Annotated in this window: 9 protein-coding genes; all 9 read right to left on the bottom strand. The window is 65.7% G+C overall.

The window, feature by feature from the left end:
- Nucleotides 1–180 precede the first annotated feature (180 nt).
- The 9 genes from VZ068_RS09555 to VZ068_RS09515 all read right to left on the bottom strand — a co-directional run bounded on the left by VZ068_RS09555 (nt 181) and on the right by VZ068_RS09515 (nt 18,853).
- On the bottom strand, nt 181–1,608 hold the full coding sequence (locus VZ068_RS09555; RefSeq protein WP_259159706.1) for a sugar porter family MFS transporter: 1,428 nt from the start codon (nt 1,606–1,608) through the stop codon (nt 181–183).
- A gap of 86 nt (nt 1,609–1,694) precedes the next feature.
- Nucleotides 1,695–3,032 (bottom strand): xylose isomerase, encoded by a 1,338-nt coding sequence (gene xylA / locus VZ068_RS09550; protein WP_349657497.1) that lies wholly within the window; start codon nt 3,030–3,032, stop codon nt 1,695–1,697.
- Between the two features lie 36 nt (nt 3,033–3,068).
- On the bottom strand, nt 3,069–4,562 hold the full coding sequence (xylB, locus tag VZ068_RS09545) for a xylulokinase (RefSeq protein WP_259153932.1): 1,494 nt from the start codon (nt 4,560–4,562) through the stop codon (nt 3,069–3,071).
- The gene (locus tag VZ068_RS09540; protein ID WP_349657676.1) at nt 4,559–6,931 is read right to left on the bottom strand and encodes a glycoside hydrolase family 95 protein; all 2,373 of its coding nucleotides are present in this window, start codon (nt 6,929–6,931) and stop codon (nt 4,559–4,561) included. The genes xylB and VZ068_RS09540 overlap by 4 nt, the downstream gene beginning before the upstream one ends.
- A 91-nt stretch (nt 6,932–7,022) precedes the next feature.
- Nucleotides 7,023–9,926: a TIM-barrel domain-containing protein gene (locus tag VZ068_RS09535; protein ID WP_349657496.1), complete on the bottom strand. Its 2,904-nt coding sequence runs from the start codon at nt 9,924–9,926 to the stop codon at nt 7,023–7,025.
- A 59-nt stretch (nt 9,927–9,985) separates the two neighbouring features.
- Nucleotides 9,986–11,656: a GH35 family beta-galactosidase GalD gene (galD, locus tag VZ068_RS09530; RefSeq protein ID WP_349657675.1), complete on the bottom strand. Its 1,671-nt coding sequence runs from the start codon at nt 11,654–11,656 to the stop codon at nt 9,986–9,988.
- Nucleotides 11,657–11,739: 83 nt separating this feature from the next.
- Complete coding sequence (locus VZ068_RS09525; RefSeq protein ID WP_349657495.1) at nt 11,740–13,656, bottom strand: sialate O-acetylesterase; 1,917 nt, start codon at nt 13,654–13,656, stop codon at nt 11,740–11,742.
- Nucleotides 13,657–13,762: 106 nt separating this feature from the next.
- Nucleotides 13,763–16,021, bottom strand: coding sequence for a cellulase (locus VZ068_RS09520; protein WP_349657494.1), 2,259 nt, complete (start codon nt 16,019–16,021; stop codon nt 13,763–13,765).
- A 111-nt stretch (nt 16,022–16,132) separates the two neighbouring features.
- A complete protein-coding gene (locus tag VZ068_RS09515; protein ID WP_349657493.1) occupies nt 16,133–18,853 on the bottom strand; it encodes a TonB-dependent receptor in 2,721 nt (906 codons plus the stop codon).
- Between the last annotated feature and the right edge of the window lie 41 nt (nt 18,854–18,894).

Here is an 18,894-nt window from a genome sequence, read left to right as displayed (position 1 = left end):
GAGAGTGACATCGACAGCGGATCCGTGCTGCTCCCAGGCAACAAGCGCCTTGCAACAAGGATGATGCACTCCCCAGCGGCGATGTGACCATGCCGGGCGGATGAACACGCTTCTACAAGAAGGCCGCGCGTTGCGCGGCCTTCTTCGTTTTCCATGCCGATATCGGCACAACAGACAGAATCAGCCCTCCATCTGCTCCAGCTCCTTGCCCTTGGTCTCGTAGACGTACTTGAGCACGAAGAACACCGAGATGAAGGCGGCGACGGTGTAGATGCCGTAGGCGCCGGCCAGGCCGATGCTGCCGAGCAGGATCGGGAAGCTGACGGTGATGGCGAAGTTGGACGTCCATTGCGCGGCACCGGCAATGGCCAGGCCCGAGCCGCGGATCTGGTTGGGGAACATCTCGCCCAGCATCACCCACATCACCGGGCCCCATGAGGCGTTGAAGAACACCACGTAGACGTTGGCGGCCACCAGCGCCAGCATGCCCATGGCATCGGACATGGCGAGCTTGCCGTTGGGGTCCAGCGAGGCGGTGGCGAAGGCATAGGTCACCAGGGCCAGCGACACCGCCATGCCGGCCGAGCCGATCCACAGCAGTGGCTTGCGGCCGATCTTGTCGACCAGCATCACTGTGACCAGGCAGGCGCCGATGCTCAGGCCGCCAGAGAGCACGTTGATCAGCAGCGCGTCCTGTTCGGAGAAGCCCACCGCCTGCCACAGTACGGCGCCGTAGTAGAACACCACGTTGATGCCGACCAGCTGCTGGAACACCGCCAGGCCCACGCCGATCCAGACGATCGGGCGCACCTTGCCGGTGGTCTTGCTGATCAGATCGGAGAACTTGGGCTTGTGCTGGTCGGCCGACATCGAGGCGGAGATTTCGCCCAGCTTGGTCTGCGCGGCGGCGTTGCCGTACAGGCGCTTCAACACCACCAGCGCCTGCTCGCGGCGGCCCTTGACCACCAGGTAGCGCGGGCTTTCCGGAATGACCAGCAGCAGCAACAGGAACAGCAAGGAGGGAATCGCCTGCATCCAGAACATCCAGCGCCAGGCGGCCTGCCCGGCCCATAACGGTTCGGTGGAGGCACCGGCGGCGTTGGCCAGCAGGTAGTTGCTCAGAAACGCGCAGAACAGCCCGCTGATGATGGCGATCTGCTGCATCGTGGCGAGCCGGCCGCGATAGCGCGCGGAGGCGACCTCGGCGATGTAGGCCGGCGAGATGACGCTGGCCGCGCCCACCGCAAAGCCGCCCATCACGCGGGCGAAGATGAAGAAGCCGGAGCTGTGCGAGGCACCGGCGCCAATGGCCGAGAGCAGAAACAGCGCCGCAGAAATGATCAGGACCGCGCGGCGGCCCCAGCGGTCGGCCAGGCGGCCGGCAAAGAAGGCGCCAATGGCGCACCCCAGCAGCATCGAGGCGACTTCGAACCCGGTCTCGGCGGCGCTGGAATTGAAGGTCTGCTTGAGCCCGTCGACGGTGCCGTTGATCACGCCACTGTCGAAGCCGAACAGAAAGCCGCCAATCGTGGCCACACAGCTGATCAGGATGATGAAACGGGTGTTCTCGCCGGCATCGGGGGCGCCGTCAATGGAGACACTGGACATGGGTTCACCTGGAAACATGCAAGGGCGCGGCCACGGGGCGACCGCCATCGGCCGGCGACGCGCACTGCGCCGCCGGCCACGGGACATCAACGCGTCAGATACTGGTTGATCAAGTTCTCATACGCTTCCTGGCGCCCGCTGACCTGCTTGGGCGCGTTGCCGGCCGCGTAGCTGGCCAGGTCCGCCAGCGTGCTGCTGCCGTTGGCAAAATCAGCACCGGCACCGCTGTCGAAGCTGGCGTAACGCTCGGCGCGCCACTGCTCCAGCGGCGACGACGTCAGCAGCGCGTTGGCCACTTCCAGGCCGCGTGCGAACGCGTCCATGCCGCCGATATGCGCCAGGAACAGATCCTGCGGGTCGGACGACTCGCGGCGCACCTTGGCATCGAAGTTCAAGCCGCCCGGTGCCAGCCCGCCCTGCCGCAGCACCACCAGCATCGCGCCGACGGTGTCGTACAGGTCGGTCGGGAACTGGTCGGTGTCCCAGCCGTTCTGCGGATTGCCGCGGTTGGCGTCGATGCTGCCCAGTAGGCCGGCATCGGCTGCCACCTGCAGGTCGTGCTCGAAGCTGTGGCCCGAGAGCGTGGCGTGGTTGGCTTCGATGTTGAGCTTGAAGTCCTGGTCCAGACCGTGCTGGCGCAGGAAGCCGATCACCGTGGCGCTGTCGAAGTCGTACTGGTGCTTCATCGGCTCCATCGGCTTGGGCTCGATCAGGAAATTGCCGGTGAAGCCGATGGCGCGGCCGTAGTCGCGTGCCAGGGTCAAGAAGCGCGCCATGTTGTCCTGCTCGCGCTTCATCTGGGTGTTGTGCAGGCAGGCGTAGCCTTCGCGGCCGCCCCAGAACACGTAGTTCTCGCCGCCCAATTCCACGGTGGCATCGATCGCGGCCTTGACCTGCACGGCCGCACGCGCCACCACGTTGAAGTCCGGGTTGGTGGATGCGCCGTTCATGTAGCGCGGGTGCGAGAACAGGTTGGCGGTGCCCCACAGCAGCTTGATGCCGGTGTCGGCCTGACGCTGCTTGGCGATGCCGACCATGTGCTTGAGATTCTTTTCGTACTCGCCGATGTCGTCGGCATCCGGCGACAGGTCCACGTCGTGGAAGCAGTAGTACGGCACGCCGAGCTTGGTGAAGAATTCGAATGCGGCATCGGCCTTGGCTTCGGCACGATTCAACGCGGTGTTGCCCACATCCCACGGATACGCGCGCGTGCCCGGGCCGAACGGATCGGCGCCGTTGCCGCAGAAGCTGTGCCAGTAGGCCACGGCAAAGCGCAGGTGCTCGGCCATGGTCTTGTCGCCGACCTGCTTGTTGGCGTCGTAGACCTTGAACGCGAGCGGGTTGTCGGAATCGCGGCCTTCGAAGCCGATCTTGCCGATGCCGGGGAAGTATTCCTTCGCGCCGATGTAAACGGTGTTGCTCATGGGGTGTGATGTCCTTGGTTCTGGGGGAGTGGTGAATCAGTCAGCGTAGAGCGGGCTGACGACATGCAGGTGCTTGAGGAAGGCTTGGTAGTGCTGCTGATATTGGGCCACGCGCTGCGGATCGGGATGCGCCGACAGCTCTTCATCGATCTGCAGATGCTCCAGCACCACCTCCGACAACGCGGCATCGCCACCATCGTCGCGATCGCAGGCCCACAAGGCCTGCAGCGCGGCACCGAAGGCAGCGCCTTCCGGCTGGCTCGGCACCACGACCTGCAGGTTGAAGATATCGGCCACCATCTGCCGCCACTGCGCGCTCTTGCTGCCGCCGCCGGTGAGCAGGATGGTATCGAACTGCAGGCCGGCAGCGACGAAGGCATCGAAGCCGTTGCGCAGGCTGTAGGTCGCCCCTTCCATCGCGGCGCGATAGAAATGCGCGGCGGTGGTGTTGTGCAGGTCCATGCCGAACAGGCAGCCGCGTGCGTCCGGCAAATTGGGCGTGCGCTCGCCGTTGAAGAACGGCAGCAGCACCAGGCCATCTGCGCCCGGCGTGGTGCTGGCGATCAAGGCGTCGGTCTGTTCGCGGGTGATCGAGAACATGCGCATCACCGCCTCGGTGGCGACGGTGCAGTTCATGGTGCAGATCAGCGGCAGCCAGCCGCCGCTGGACGAGCAAAATGCGGCCCAGCGTGCGTCGTCGTCCACCACCGGGTGATCGGCGTAGGCGAACAAGGTGCCCGAGGTGCCCAGGCTCATGGTCAGGCGCCCAGGCACCACGTTTCCGGTGCCGATGGCGGCCATCATGTTGTCGCCGCCGCCGGTGGTGACACGCACGCCGGCCGGCAGATTCAGCGCATCTGCAGCGGCATCGGACAGGGCGTAGACCGCGCCGGTCTCCACCAGCGGCGGCAATGCAGTGCGCAGATCGCGCTGCGCATCCACTGCGCTCAACATGCGCTCTGACCATTGCCGCGTGCGTACATCCAGCCAGCCAGTGCCCGAGGCATCGCCCACCTCGGCGAAGCGCTCGCCGGTGAGCCAGAAGTTGATGTAGTCGTGCGGCAGCATCACCGTGGTCATCGCCGCATACGCCTCGGGCCGGTGCTTGCGCGTCCACGGCAACTTGGAGGCGGTGTAGCCGGCCATGATCGGGTTGCCGGCGGCGGCCACGCTGCCTGCCGCGCCGCCCACCGCGTCCATGATTTCGTCGCATTCCAGTGCGGTGCTGGTGTCGCACCATAGCTTGACCGGTGCGGTGACGCTGCCATCGGCAGCCACCGGTACGAAGCCGTGCTGCTGGCCCGACACCGAGATGCCGCGCACGCGCGCACGCTGCTCACCGTCGAGCTGCGCGAAGCAGTGCACGATGCCGTCGATCCACCACTGCGCATGTTGCTCGCGGGTGCCATCGTCGCGGCTGATCAGCTCCATCGGCGCGGCGATGGTGGCGACCACCGCGCGCTCCTGCGCGTCGTAGGCCACCAGCTTGACGCTCTGCGTGCCCACGTCCAGTCCTACGTACAAGCTCATTGCTTCACCAATCGGTTGTTGTTGAGTCCCACCTGCTGGGTGCGGCCGGCGCCCAGTTCCAGGGCCAGGGTCTGCCCTGCATAGGACAGTTGATAGCGCCCGCCACGATCGCTGTGCAGGCGTGCCTGCTGCAAGCGACCGGCATCCCAGTCCAGATCCACGCTGGCACCGCCGCGCACACGCAAGCCACGCACGCTGCCGCGCGGCCAGGCGCTGGGCAGGGCCGGCAGCAGGAACACACTGCCGCCCCAGCTTTGCAACAGCATTTCGGTAATGCCGGCGGTACCGCCGAAGTTGCCGTCGATCTGGAACGGCGGATGTGCGTCGAACAGGTTCGGGTAGGTGCGCTCGGGCGAGATCAGCAGTTGCAGGATGCGATACGCATGCTCGCCATCGGCCAGCCGTGCCCAAAGATTCAGGCGCCAGCCGATGCCCCAGCCGGTGGTGTTGTCGCCGCGCGTTTCCAGCGTGCGCTTTGCGGCGGCGGCAAGCTCCGGCGTGTCGCGCAGATTGATCTGGCTGGACGGATGCAGCGCGTACAGGTGCGAGACGTGCCGGTGATGGATCTCCGGCGCTTGCATGTCCCAGTCCTGCTGCCATTCCTGCAACTGCCCGGCCTTGCCGATGCGGTTGGGCGGCAATTGCTCGCGCAGCGTGCTCAATTGTTGCGCGAACTCCGCATCCACCTTCAGCAGCTTGCTCATCGCGATGCACTGCGCGAACAGATCGCGCAACAGCTGCGCATCCATGGTCGGGCCGGCGCAGAGGGCGGCACCGAACGGATGCTGGTTTTCCGGCGACATCGACGGGTTGGTCACCATCGCACCGGTCTGCGGGTCGCGCACCAGCGTGGCGACGAAGAACTCAGCCGCGCCCTTGAACAACGGGTAGATCTTGCTCAGGTACGCACGGTCGCGCCCGTAGTCCCAGCGGTCCCAGAGCTGTTGCAGCAGCCACACCCCGCCCATCGGCCACAGGCTCCACTTGGCGCCATCGATCGGCCCGGCCTGGCGCCATAGATCGGTGTTGTTGTGCACCACCCAGCCCGGCGCACCATAGAGCGCACGTGCGGTATGCGCGCCGGTCCTGGCCAGGTCGAACAGCATGGATTCCAGCGGTTCCACGCACTCGTGCAGTGCGTTGGCCTCGCTGGGCCAGTAGTTCATCTCGGTGTTGACGTTGATGGTGTACTTGCTTTCCCACGGCGGCTGCATCAGGTCGTTCCAGATGCCCTGCAGGTTGGCCGGCTGGGTGCCGGGCCGCGAGCTGCAGATCAACAGATAGCGACCGTATTGATGATAGAGCGCAGCCAATGCCGGGTCGTCGCCGCCGGCAAACTGCTGCACACGTTGATCGGTGGGCAGCGCTGCCGCTTCGCTGGTACCCAGGTCGATCGCCACGCGCCGGAACAGGCGCTGGTGATCGGCCAGGTGCGCACGCAGCAATGCCGCGTAGTCCAGCTTGCCCGCCTTCTGCATGCTGGCTGCGGTGAGCGCAAGCGGGTCGCCATCGACCATGTCGTAACGCTGGTAGCTGGTGGCTGCGGTGAGCAGCAACACCACTTCATCGGCGCCCTCGATACGCAAGCGATCGCGCAATGCGGTCACCGTGCCGCCTTTGACCTGCGGCAACACGCGCAGCGCAAAGCGCAACTTGCCGTCGATGCCGGCAAAGCTGCCGTTGCGGCCGCTGAACAGCAAACTGCCCTGCTCTGCCGTGACCTCGCCGCGTTGCGGGCTGTCGATGCCTACACGCAAGGAAATCGCGCGCGGGCGGTCGCACGACAGACGCACCACGATGCATTGCGACTGCGCAGAAACGAACACCTCGCGCCGATGCAGCGCGCCGCCGGAGCGGAAGCTGGTGGTGGCCAGCGCGGTATCCAGATCCAGCTGGCGCCGGTACTCGCTGATGCCGTCGGCACGATCGAAATCCAGCAACAGATCGCCGAGCGGTTGGTACGGCATCTGCTTGAGCGGACGCGAGAGCAGCTTGGCGTCGGCCAGCTGTTCGGCCTCGGCATAGCGGCCGGCAAAGATCAACGCACGCACCTGCGGCAACGCGGCCAATCCCTCCGGGCTGGTGGAATCGTAGGGGCCGCCCGCGTAGAGCGTGTCTTCGTTGAGTTGCAGGCGCTCGTGGGCAATGCCGCCCCACACCATCGCGCCGAGTCGTCCATTGCCGACCGGCAAAGCCTCCACCCATTCGTTGGCCGGTTCTCGGTACCACAGCTGCAATGCATCGGCGGGCGCGGCGGCCGGCAACGCGGCGTGTTTCGACGACGCTGCAGCCTGCGCGGCAACCGGTGCGGCGCCCAGGACCGCAAGCGCTGCCCCGGTTGCCTTGCACAGCTCGCGCCGGGTCAGCACGGCCACCGCCGTGCTGCCTCACCGGAACCGCCCGCGACTGCCTTGCGGCGTTCCGGCATCTGCTCGCTCATCGACTGAAGACAGCCTGCGATCATCGACGACGCGCTTTGCCGGACGCAATCTTGCGCTGCAACACGCTGACCGCCTTTCCGTCGTACTGGATGCTGGTGTCGGTCTTGGGCTCGAGCGCACCGGCGTCGTCGCGCGGGCCATCGACGAAGCGCACATTGATGGTGCGCTTGGCCTGCATGCCGGTCCAGCTGCCCTCGCGCTTGCCGATGCTCAGCTCGCCCTTGGCCTGGTTCCAGACCAACGGAATGCGGCTGAACTCGCCCTTTTCGTAGCCATAGCCCTTGCCGTCGTCCTCGTACAGCGAGAACTCGCCGTCGGCACCGGTGTAGACCACCACCGTCAGCGGCGCATCCGGCTTCTGGTCCACGTATTCCTGCACCGGGCCGGTGGGCACGATGGAGCCTGCACGCACGAACAACGGCATGCGCTCGATCGGCGCGGCCGCTTCGATGCTCTGGCCACCTTCGTAGCGCTTGCCGGTGGCGAAATCCAGCCAGCTGCTGCCGGCCGGCAGATAGACCTGACGCGAGGTGGCACCGAAGCGGGTCACCGGTGCGACCAGGAACGCCGGCCCGAACAGGTACTGGTCGTTGATGTCGCGAACCTTGGGGTCGTTCGGGAAGTCCATCATCATGCCGCGCATGATCACGCCATCGCGCTGGTAGGTATCGCCGGCCAGGCTGTAGATGTACGGCAGCAATGCGTAACGCAGGCGGTTGTAGTACGCCATGCTCTCGTAGAACGGCGTGCCTTCCGGAGCGATGTTCCAGATTTCGCGGTACGGGAACTGGCCGTGCGAGCGGAAGATCGGCACGAAGGCGCCGAACTGGAACCAGCGCGTGTTGAGTTCGCGCCATTCCGGCAGATGCGCCGGGTCCTGGTTCTCGTAGCGCTTCTCGACCGCAAAGCCGCCGATGTCGAAGGTCCAGTTGGGCAGGCCCGACAGCGCCATGTTGACGCCACCGGAGATCTGGTCGCGCATATCGTCCCAGCGCGAGACGATGTCACCGCTCCACACCGCCACCGCATTGCGCTGGGTGCCTGCATAGCCCTTGCGCGAGAGGATGAACACGCGCTTGTCGTCGGCCGCACGGTCGCCCACGTACACGCCATGGGTGTGCGGCAGCGGATAGGAGTTGAAGTATTCGGTGGACGAGCCCAGCGCGTTGGGCGTGGTGCGCGCCTTGCGCTCGCCGATGTCCAGGTTGGAATGCACGTCCGGTTCGTCGGCGTCCATCCACCAGGCATCGAAGCCCTTGCTGTTGAGCTTCTCGTTGACCTGGCGCCAGTAGATTGCCTGCGCCTTTTCCGAATACGGATCGTAGAACGAGTTCTTGTAGCCCTTGCCGATCCAGTCCAGCTCACCCACTTCCACGTTGCGCTTGTACATGAAACCGGCGGCATCAAGTTCCTTGTAGTTGGCGGTGGTGGGATAGAACTTGGGCCAGATCGAAATCATGATCTGCGCATGCATGTCGTGCACGGCCTTGACCATGCCGTCCGGATCGGGGAAGTGCTGCGGGTCGAAATCGTGCGAGCCCCAGGCGTTCTCGGGCCAGTACGACCAGTCGAGCACGATGTTGTCCAGCGACAGCTTGCGCTTGCGGTATTCGGCCACCGCGCCGACCAACTCGTCCTGGCTCTTGTAACGCTCGCGGCTCTGCCAGAAGCCATACGCCCACTTGGGCAGCATCACCGACTTGCCAGTGAGTTCGCGATAGCCGGCCACCGCCTGGTCGTAGGAATCGGCCGAGACGAAGTAGTAGTCGATCATCTGGCCGGCTTCGGACCACAGCGACAGGTCCTTGGCTTCAGCGGCAGGCAGCGGGTCGCGGTGCAGCAGCGCGATGTAGCTGGGGTCGATCAGGTCCCACTCGACCTTGACGGTGTGGCGCGTGCCCGGCTCCAGCTCAAGCTTGAACTCGTGATTCCACGGGTTCCAGTTCTGGCGCCAGCGATCGATGATCAGCTTGCCGTCCACGTACAGCTTGGCGTACTCGCTCGAGTACAGCGAGAAGGTGTGCTCGCCACCGGTGAGCGCTTCGATCTCGCCCTCCCAGGTGACCTGCATGCGGCTGTCCTTGTCCTTGGTGATCGCCTTCTTCGGATACTTGGTCAGGTCGCTCAGGTACTGGTAGTTCACCTCGCTCTCGCGACGCTCGACGATCTGCTTGCCGTTGATCGCATAACGCGCGGTCAGCGCACCGGCCTTGCCCTTGGCGTCGTACAACTTCAGCGTCTTGGGCAGCGGCTGCAGGCCACGCGGGTCGCCCAGGCGGCTGATGGAGTTGTTGTCCCATAGCAGGCCGTAGTTGCGGCTGGACACCAGGTAGGGCACCGCCATGTCGATGTTGTTCTGCTGCAGCTCGACGTTGCGGCCCTTCTGGTTCATCCAGCCCTGCTGGTGCTGGCCGAAGCCGTACAGGGCTTCGTCATCGGGCGACTGGAAGCGCTGACGCACGCTCAGGTACTGCTTGCCTTCCACCTTCAGCGGCGCAAAGCTGCGCCCGCCGGCCACTTCCGACAGCACCGGCTTGCCATTGGCATCGGCGAAGCTGACATGGCCATCGACGGTGGACACGGTGGCGGTGACCTTGCCGGTCTTCAGCTGCACGCTGTCGCCCTGTTCGGCCAGCTGGAAGGCGCTATCGCCCTGCACCGGCACGCGCATCAGGCTGGGGCTGCGTGCGAAGTCGCCGTCCGGGTCGGCGCTGACGCGGATGATGCCGGCATCGACCACCTGCAGGCGCACCGGGGCGGCGCCCTTGGCGCTCGGCACCACGGTGACGCCATCGGCGGCCTTGCGCACTTCCTGCGCATGCGCGGCATTGGCCAGCAGGGCCAGCGACAACGCCAGGCAATGGGCAAGCGGTGTACGTCGGTTTGCAGGCACGGCGCCGGCGGAACGGATGGTGGTTTGCATGGTCACTCCCTTTGAATTGCGAAACGCTGCCGCGGGGGCGGCAACGCATGGGTTGCTGATTATTTGTAGGTGGCGAGCTTGATCTTGAGCAGCTGCGGCACGCTGGAAAAATTGACGCCGTAATCGGTCTGGTCGCCGTTCCAGTTGCGCTGGAACTTCCACTGGGCGTCGTCGTACACGCCTTCCTCGACGCGGTCGTAGAACATGTTCGCCGTCGCGTCGCTGGCCGGGTGCAAGGTCACGCGCACGTGGTAGCCGGTGACCAGAAATTCATCCGGGCCCAGCTCGGCGATCAGGGCGGCGCCGATCGGCTCGGGGTTGCCCGACGGCTCGCCCTTGAACCAGAACTGCGGCACGCCGTAGGTGATGGTGGCGCCCCAGCGGTCGTTGAGCTTGAGCTCCTGCACCGCCTGGCCTGGCTCTTCGGCGGTGCCGTGCAGCTTGCCTTCGGACGCGGCCTTGGCGAACGGGCGCATGCCCATGCTCACGGCCTGGAACCCCAGCGCGAACGGTGCCAGTGTTTCTTCGTTGACGTGCTTGGCGCCCAGCGGGTAGTTGGAATAGCGCGTGTAATCCATGCCGAAGGCCGACCAGCCGATGCCGTCGTGGCCCAGCGTTGGATACAGGTAACGCGCGTACTCCTGGCGGTTGCCGGTTTCGGCCACGAACAAGGCATTGTCCGGGCGCGCATAGCGCTCCAGCACCGTGGTGTACATGCGGTATTCGGGCATGTAGATGTCCGGCGCCAGCAGATCGATATGCGGGCCGGCGGCCTTCCACACGTCGAGCACGTTGTCGGTGGGGCCACCGCTGGCGTACTGGCCGGGCTGACCCGGATTGAAGGGGCCACGCAGCGCGGCATTGACGTACATCGGCAACGGGTATTCGGCCTTGCCGGCTTCGGCCACCTGGTCGATGTAGCGGCCGATCGACCACGCATGGAAGATTTCATCGGCATCGGCGCCGAACACCTGCGCCCAGTTGCCCGGCTGCTTGTTCAAGCGCTTGAGCAGTTCCTCCGGCACCGGGCCGTCGAACAGTTTCTGCGCCATCGGCGAAAAATCGCGCACGCTGCCGTAGGTGCCCGGCTCGTTTTCCGGCTGGATCATGATCACGGTGTGTTGCGGGTCGACCTTCTTCAGGTGCTGCATGAAGGCGACGAACGCCTTGCGGTCGGCGTCCAGCGTGGCCTGTGCGTGTGGCGACAGCGAGCCGATCGCCTTGCCCTCGCGGGTGATCACGCGCGGGAAGCGCTGATTGTCGGCCTTGACCCACAGCGGGGCATACGCCGGACCATTGTTCTTCCAGGTGGCGAACCACAGCAGCACCAGGCGCACCTTGTGTTCGCGCGCCTGGGCGAGCAGCGTATCGACGAAGGAGAAATCGAACTTGCCTTCTTCCGGCTCCACCTGCTCCCAGGCGATCGGCACTTGCACCGTGTTGGGACCCAGCACCTGCATGGCCGGCCACACCTTGTCCATCACGCCGGGGTAGTTGCTGGAATTGTTGACCTGCGCGCCCAGGATCAGGAATGGCGCGCCATCAACCATCAACGCATGCTTGCCGTCCTTGCTGACGAACTGCGGCATCGGTGTCTGCGCAGCCGGCGCCGCTGCAGTGGCAGGTGCCGTCGCTGCGGTGCCGGCAGCCGGTGCGGGGCCAGCAGGTTTGGCCTGTTCGGCCTGCTCGCCGGATTGGCATGCAGCCAGGGCCAGTGTCAGCGCGGACAGCAGCAGCGGACGCAGGCAGCGGCGTGCAGTGGAAAGAGTAATCACACGTGCAACGGGGGAATGCATGGACATAAGACTCCTGGTCACCAGGTATCGGTGCGGAAGGGGGAAACAGGAAGTGCGTCGCGATTGATCAGGTTGGCGTCGTCGGGGTTCTCGCTCCAGCCATAGCGCACGGCAACCGGTGCAGGCACCGCATCGCTGCGCACGATCACGCGGTCGCCCTCGATCTGCGCGGTGGCTGGATGGAAGCGCTGATCGGCACCGGCGATGCGCAAGCCCTGCACCGCGCCACCACCACGGACCTGCAGCGCACTGCCCTGCAGATCGAAGGTCAGCACCGCCTTGCCGCCTTCAAAGCTCGCGCGCTTGAATACCGGTGCGCTGTAGACGAGCGTCTGGCCGTAGGCCACGTGCCGCGCGGCGAGCGCCAGGCGCTGGCCGACATCGCGCTTGTTGGTGGGATGGATGTCGGTGGGGTTGCCGATATCGATGATCACTGCCTGGCCAGTCGCCGGTAGCGCCAGCGTCTTGGACTGCGACTCGCGCAACAACGCCCACGGGCTCAGCTCGGCCTTGTCGTCGCCGGCCTTGAAGTTGGCCAGCTGCACCCACAGGAACGGCAGCGCTTTCGTCCCGCGTTCTGCGCGCCATTGCTGGATCATCGCGGCGAAATGTTCGCGATACGGCACTGCTCCGCTTTCGGTGGCATCGGTTTCGCCCTGGTACCAGATCACGCCCTTGACCGGGAACGGCTGCAGCGGATGGATCATCTGGTTGTACAGCAGCGTGGGCAGCTGATTCTTGTTGTCGGCCAGCGACACGCGCACCGCGGCGGGGCGGAATTTCCAGCCGCTCAACGCGCGCTTGGCACCCGCCTTGGTCTGCACGAAACGCTGCTCGTCCGGGCCATGCATGCCGCCACCGCCACTGAGATCCTCCACCCGCACGGCGATGTGGTTGACGCCTGCATGCAATGCGGAGGCCGGCACGTTGTACACGCGCGGCAGGTTCCACTGCTTGGTGGTCTCGCCAACCTTGGTGCCGTTGACGTAGGTGATATCGGAATCGTCGATCTGCCCCACGCCCAGCGTGAGGCCGGCCTTGGCCTCGGCCGCGCTCACTGTCACCGTGGTGCGGTACCAGGCGATGCCGTCCATGCCGTCGTACCCGCTGGATTCCCACTGCTGGGTGGTCGGGATGCTGTCCCAATCGCGGTCGTCGAACGTCGGTTCGCGCCACTGCGGCATGTCGCCATCCACCTTGGGCCAGCGCGCGATGCGCTTGCCGGTGGTGGCCTGTGCGGCAGCGTCGCGTTGCTTGATCGCCTCGATCGCGCCCTGGTTCTGCTCGGCATTCAAACCCAGCGACGCGGCGTCCATCCACGCCTCGATCGAACTGCCGCCCCAGGTGCTGTTGACGATGCCGATCGGCACGCCGGTGCTGGCGCGCAGCTCACTGGCGAAGAAATACCCCACCGCGGTGAACTCGCCGGCAGTGTCCGGCGTGGCCGCTTTCCACGCGCCACCGGTCAGGCGCGTTTCCGGCTGCACCGACCACGACTTGGGCACCTTGAAGTGGCGCAACTGCGGGTCGTTGGCGGCGGCCATCGCCTGCGGACCATCGCTGGCCTGCGCCAGTGGCCATTCCATATTCGATTGCCCGCTGGCAAGCCAGACATCGCCGACCAGTACATCGCGCACCTGCAGCTGCCCGCCATCGCCCTGCACGCTCAACACGTACGGGCCGCCGGCGGTGTGCGCCGGCAGTGTGACCTTCCATGCGCCCTGCGCGTCGGCCCTGGCGGTGGCGCGCTTGCCATCGAAGCTGACGGTGATCGCGGCATTCGGCGATGCCCAACCCCACACCGGCATGGGCTGGTCGCGCTGCAACACTGCGCCATCGGCAAACAACAGCGGCAGGGTCGGCTGGGCCAGCGCGAGTGGGCTGGCCAGCGCCAGAGCCAGCAGGCAGGCGCGGCAAACGAGACGTGCGGTCATACGGTGATCTCCGGCAGCGGCGCGGCCAGTCGGCGCGCAGCGAGGCGATGGGGGATGAAGCGGGTCAAGGTACGGCAGCGCGATGCCGCGCGCAGGCACGCAGCGCTCATCGTGGGTCGCCATAGAAGATGCCACGGCCACCGGTGGCGAAGTAGACGCGACCAGCAAGTCGCGGGTCGCCGGTGACGCTGTAAGGCTTGCCGAAACGGTGCGCGTCGTCGTTGATGCGCAGCCACTGCGCGCCCTCGTCGTCGGAACGGAACACACCATCCACACCGGCCACCCGCCCGGCCAGATACAACGCCGGCGGTGCGCCCGCACGCAGCGGCTTGCCGATGCCCAGCGAGCGCGCTTCATCCGGCTTGGACACGGTCTGCATGCGTGCGTCCTGCCAGCGCAGCACGCCCAGCGACGGACTGGCCAGATACACCACGCCAGCACGCCAGGGGTCGGGCCGCAGCTGCGGACGCGCGCGCTCATCGCGCGCAGGGTTGCCTGCCTGTTGCCCGGTATCGCGGAAGCTGGCCGCGCCGTCGGTACTTTCATAAAAGCGTCCGCTGACGGTGTCGGCGGCATACCAGCGCTGTGCATCGACACGGTCGGCCACCACCACCGCAGTATCAGGAAGCCCTTGCACGCGCTGCCAGCGCTTGCCGAAATCGGCCGTGCGCCAGTTGCCGCCGTTGGCGGGCGCCCAGACCACCTGCGATGCATCGGCTGCGATGGCAATGGTGCCCGCACCCTGCCCGGCCGGCGGTTCGCTGGCGAAGGCGCTCCAGTGCACCCCGCCATCCTGCGACACCAGCGCGCGGATCTCGTTGTTGCGACGATCGCGCACGGTGCCGCTACGCACCACGGTCAGCGGCGCCTGCCCCGCAGCATCGATGCTCTCACCGTTGGTCAGACGCGGGCCGCCATACTGCAGCTGCGCGGTGTCCAGCGCGTCGTGGCGGAATCCATCGATATCGCCCAGCGCGCTGAGCAGATGCGCACCGCCCATCGGGCTGAGCAGGTCCAGGGGCACGGTCTCTTCCAGCCCACGGTCCTGGAACCACCACTGCAACGGCTGCCGCTTGCCGGCGAAATCGCGCAGGTTGCGCGAGGCCCAGATGCCGTAGCCGGTGACGAACAGCGCGTGGTTGCCGTCAAACGGATCGATCGCCAGCGCGCCCATCCAGTGCGGTGTGGCATGCGCGGTCCACGGCGCGGCGCTGTGATCGAACACCGCATCGGCCAACAGCGGCGTCCAGTGCTTGCCGCCGTCGACGCTGCGGAATAGCTCATCGCGCGGCGCACGCCGGCGGAAGGTGCTGGCCAGCAGCACCTGCGGATCCTGCGGGTCCACCGCCACCGCGCCCCAGCCGAAACCATCGCCATTGGCCGGTTGCGGAATCGGGCTGATCTCGCTCCAGCGCCCCTGCGCCGGGCTGTACTTCCACAACGCCCCCCCGGCCATCAAGTCCGGGCCGGGCTGATCGCCATAACTGAGATACCACTGCCCATCGCGGCCGCCGTCCATATGGCTGGGGCGCAAGCCCTGCGGCTGCCCGGCCACCGCCGACCAGGTGCGACCGGCATCGTCGGAGACATACAGGCTGGTCTGCGCGGTGGAGACGCCGACGTAGATCCGTGGCGTGGGACTGCCAGCGCGGCCGCTGGCGGGGTCGAACACGACAAAGGCGATCCCCACCGCCTGCTCGCGTCCGACATGGTTGCGCGCAGTGGCAGCGGCCAGCGCCTCGGCAGGAAATCCTTCCACCCGCGCCCAGTGCGCGCCGCGATCATCGCTGCGCCACAGGCCTGCATCACGTGAGCCCAGCAACAGCACCCGGCCATCGTGCGGGTCCACCGCCAGCCGCTCGCCATTGGCGCGGCCAAGCTGATTGCCACCAAGCTTGAACGACAGCTCGGCGCGCTCGAAGCTTTTGCCGCGATCGAACGAACGCAGCACTGCCGCATTGCCGGCGCGCGCGTGCATGTAGGTGCCCGCCGCCAGATAGATGGCATCGGGATTGCCAGGGTCGATGGCGAACGCATCGATGCCCATCAGGTTCCAGTCGTCGGCGCCCAACCAGTCGGTCAGCGCCACCCACTGCTGCGCATGCGCATCCCAGCGATACGCACCACCGACATCGGTGCGCGCATAGGCAAGATCGCGTTCGGCGGGATGAAACACTACACCGGTGACAAAGCCGCCACCGCCAATGGCCACGCTGCGCCAGTGGTAAGGCCCCTGCGTGACGGGCTCGGCCGCGTGCACGTGAGACGTCATGAGGAGCAACACCAGCGTCAGGCAAACGGCAGTCGGCCACGCGTGTGCTGCGAAAAAGCGGCGCTTAGTAGGCGGATCGATCATGGCGATCATTCCTCCGGCTCCCTTCGCGATCGACGGCAACCCCATCGATAGGAAAAACGCCGGCCCAGCGAACTGCCTGCACAGCTCGCCGGACCGGCGACGCACTTCCTACGGCGCGTTCTACAGGCTGGCCCGCAAGGTCAGGCCATACCGACGATCGTTGATCACGAAGTCGCGGTAGCGCGACTCGTTACCCAGGTAGCTTTCGCGGCGGGTATCGAGCAGATTCACGCCATCCAGCGAAATCGACCACACATCATTGATGTTGAAACGCAGCGAGGCGTCCAGCTGGCCGAAGCCCTTGTTGTAGACCGGCAGATTGCCGGTGCCGTTGCCTGCGGTGGTCACCAGCCAGTCGCTGCGCCAGTTGTAGGCCACACGGCCCTGGAAGCGCGAGGTTTCGTAGCTGAGGATCGCGTTGTAGCTGTTCTTGGACAGGCCTTCCAGCGGCACCGTCAACGACTGGCCGTTGGTGTCGGTGGCAGTCGGGCTCGGCGCCTCGCTGTCGACGTAGGTGTAGTTGGTCTGCAGGCCGAAGCCGCTCAGCCAGCCCGGCAGGAAGTCGAAGAACTGCGTGTAACCCAGTTCCGCACCGCGGATCTTGCCCGAGTCGCCATTGACCGGACGGGTGATCTGCCACACCTGGCCGTCGTACACCTCGTTGAAGACGGCATTGGCGATGAAGCCTTCGACCTTCTTGTAGAACAGGGTGCCGTACATCATCGAGCCCTGACCGAAGTACCACTCCAGCGCGGTGTCGAACTGGTCGGCCTTGACCGCTTCCAGGTTCGGGTTACCTGCGGTGCCGGTGAAGGTCGAGGCGCCGTTGGAGGTGCCGGTGCTCAGGCTCAGGTTGGGGTTGAGGCGATCGAAGGTCGGGCGCGAAATACCGCGCGAGGCCGCAAAACGCCACTGCAGCTGGTCGCTCAGCATCCAACGCAGGTTCAGGCTCGGCAGCACGTCGGTATAGGTCTGCTGCGCGTCGACCGGAATCAGGCCGCCGCCTTCGGCGTCGGTACCGGTACGCACGCCCTGCGAGCCGACTTCGGTCCGCACCACGCGCACACCGATGTTGCCGTCGAACGGGATGTCGCCGTCCACGCCGAAGCGCAGCACGCCGTAAGCCGCATAGGTCTTTTCGTTCTGCGTATTGATGTTGTTGGGCGCAAATTCCAGCGGAGTGCCGCCGAAGGTGGCCAGCGTCTGCTCGTAGTTGGCCACGGCCGCATCGGAGGCGGTCAAGGTCGGGCCGAAGGTGCTGCTCTTGCCGCGGAAGAAGTCGGTGATCGGGTTGGTCACCACGCCCACGGTGGGGAACTGCGAGAACGGCGTGCCGGCGCAGCCATTGATGCACATGAAGCGGTAGACGTTGCCCTTGGTCTCGGCATCGCGGTCTGTGTAACGCACGCCAGCCTTGAAGCTGCGCACGAAATCGCTGTCGAACGCCAGATCCATGTCCGAACGCCAGGCGAACTCGGTGCCCTTGTTGTCGTCCTTGTTGTCCAGGTGCCAGCGCCAGCCGTTGTAGTTGTTCTGGTCGGCCAGGAAGCCCTCTGCCCCGCTGGCGTCGGTCACCGACAGCTTGGGCAGGTCGCCACGGAAGTCGACGTTGAAGAACGGCGTGTTGTTCAGGCCGGTCGCCACGATGTAGCGCGTGCCGGTGGTGGTGGCGTCGACGTACTGGAAGTCGGTGCTCAGGGTCAGCTTTTCGTTGACCGTCCACTTGGCGCCCAGCGAGTAATCGGTGGTCACCGAATGCCGCTCGGTCAGGCTGGTATTGGAGTCGGCCGGCACGTTCTGGAAGGTGCCGTTGACGAACTCGTTGCGGTCGTTGACCTGGATGCCGGGCGTGCCCTGCATCGGGTTGGCGCCGGTCAACGCGAAGAACGAATAATCGTGCCAGCTGAAGTCGTAGTCCGAACGCAGCACCTGCGTATAGACCTCGACCGCATCGTTCGGGCGCCACTGCATCGCAAACGCGCCGGTCTTGCGCTCGCGCTCGCCGACGGTGGTGTTGATGCCGGCGCCATGCGGCACCGAGATCTCCTGGCCTTCATAGCCGGGCAGATCGGTCTGGGTGTACCACGGTTCGATCGAGATGGTGTCCTGGCGGAACGGGCTCTTTTGCTGCGAGTAGTTCACCAGGATGCCGATCTCGCCGATCCCGGTCTGCCAGCGATCGCTGAACAGGCCCGAGAACGCCGGCTTGCCGTCGTCTGCCAGGTCGTAATAGTTGTACTGCACGCTGCCGGCGATCTTGCGGCCGTCGTAATCGAACGGCAGACGCGTGCGCAGGTCGACGGTGCCGCCCAGGCCACCTTCGATCATGTCGGCCGAGGGATTCTTGTAGACATTGACGCCGCCTAGCAACTCGGCCGACACGTCTTCGAAGCTCAGGCCACGGCCGTCGTTGGCGGTGAAGATGTCGCGGCCATTGAGTTCGGTACGCACCTGGGTCAGGCCGCGGATGGCGATCGAGCTGCCTTCGCCGTAGTTGCGCGAAATCTGGATGCCGGAGATGCGTTGCAGCGCCTCGGCCACGTTGTTGTCGGGCAGCTTGCCGATATCTTCGGCGACGATCGAATCGACGATCTGCTCGGCGTTCTGCTTGACCAGCTGCGCCTTGGTGACGCTGCTGCGCGTGCCGGTGACCTGCACGGTGTCCAGCTGCTGGGTCGTCGCGTCCGATACGGGCGCGGCAGTGGTGGTCGCATCCTGCGCATAGGCCTGCGCGCTCAACAGCGTGGCCACACTGATGGCCATCACGGAGCGGCGGAAATCACGGATCGAACGCTGACCCACAGCCCGGCCTGCCGGAATGTGGCGATGTTGCACTGACATGGTGCTCCCTCCCAGGACGCATGTACTACTCGTTTTAGCGG

The sequence above is a fragment of the Xanthomonas sp. 10-10 genome, assembly GCF_040182365.1.
In the GTDB taxonomy this organism is placed as follows: Bacteria; Pseudomonadota; Gammaproteobacteria; order Xanthomonadales; family Xanthomonadaceae; genus Xanthomonas; species Xanthomonas arboricola_F.
Note: the sequence above shows the minus strand (reverse complement) of the source record. Positions and strands in the feature narration are given on the sequence as shown.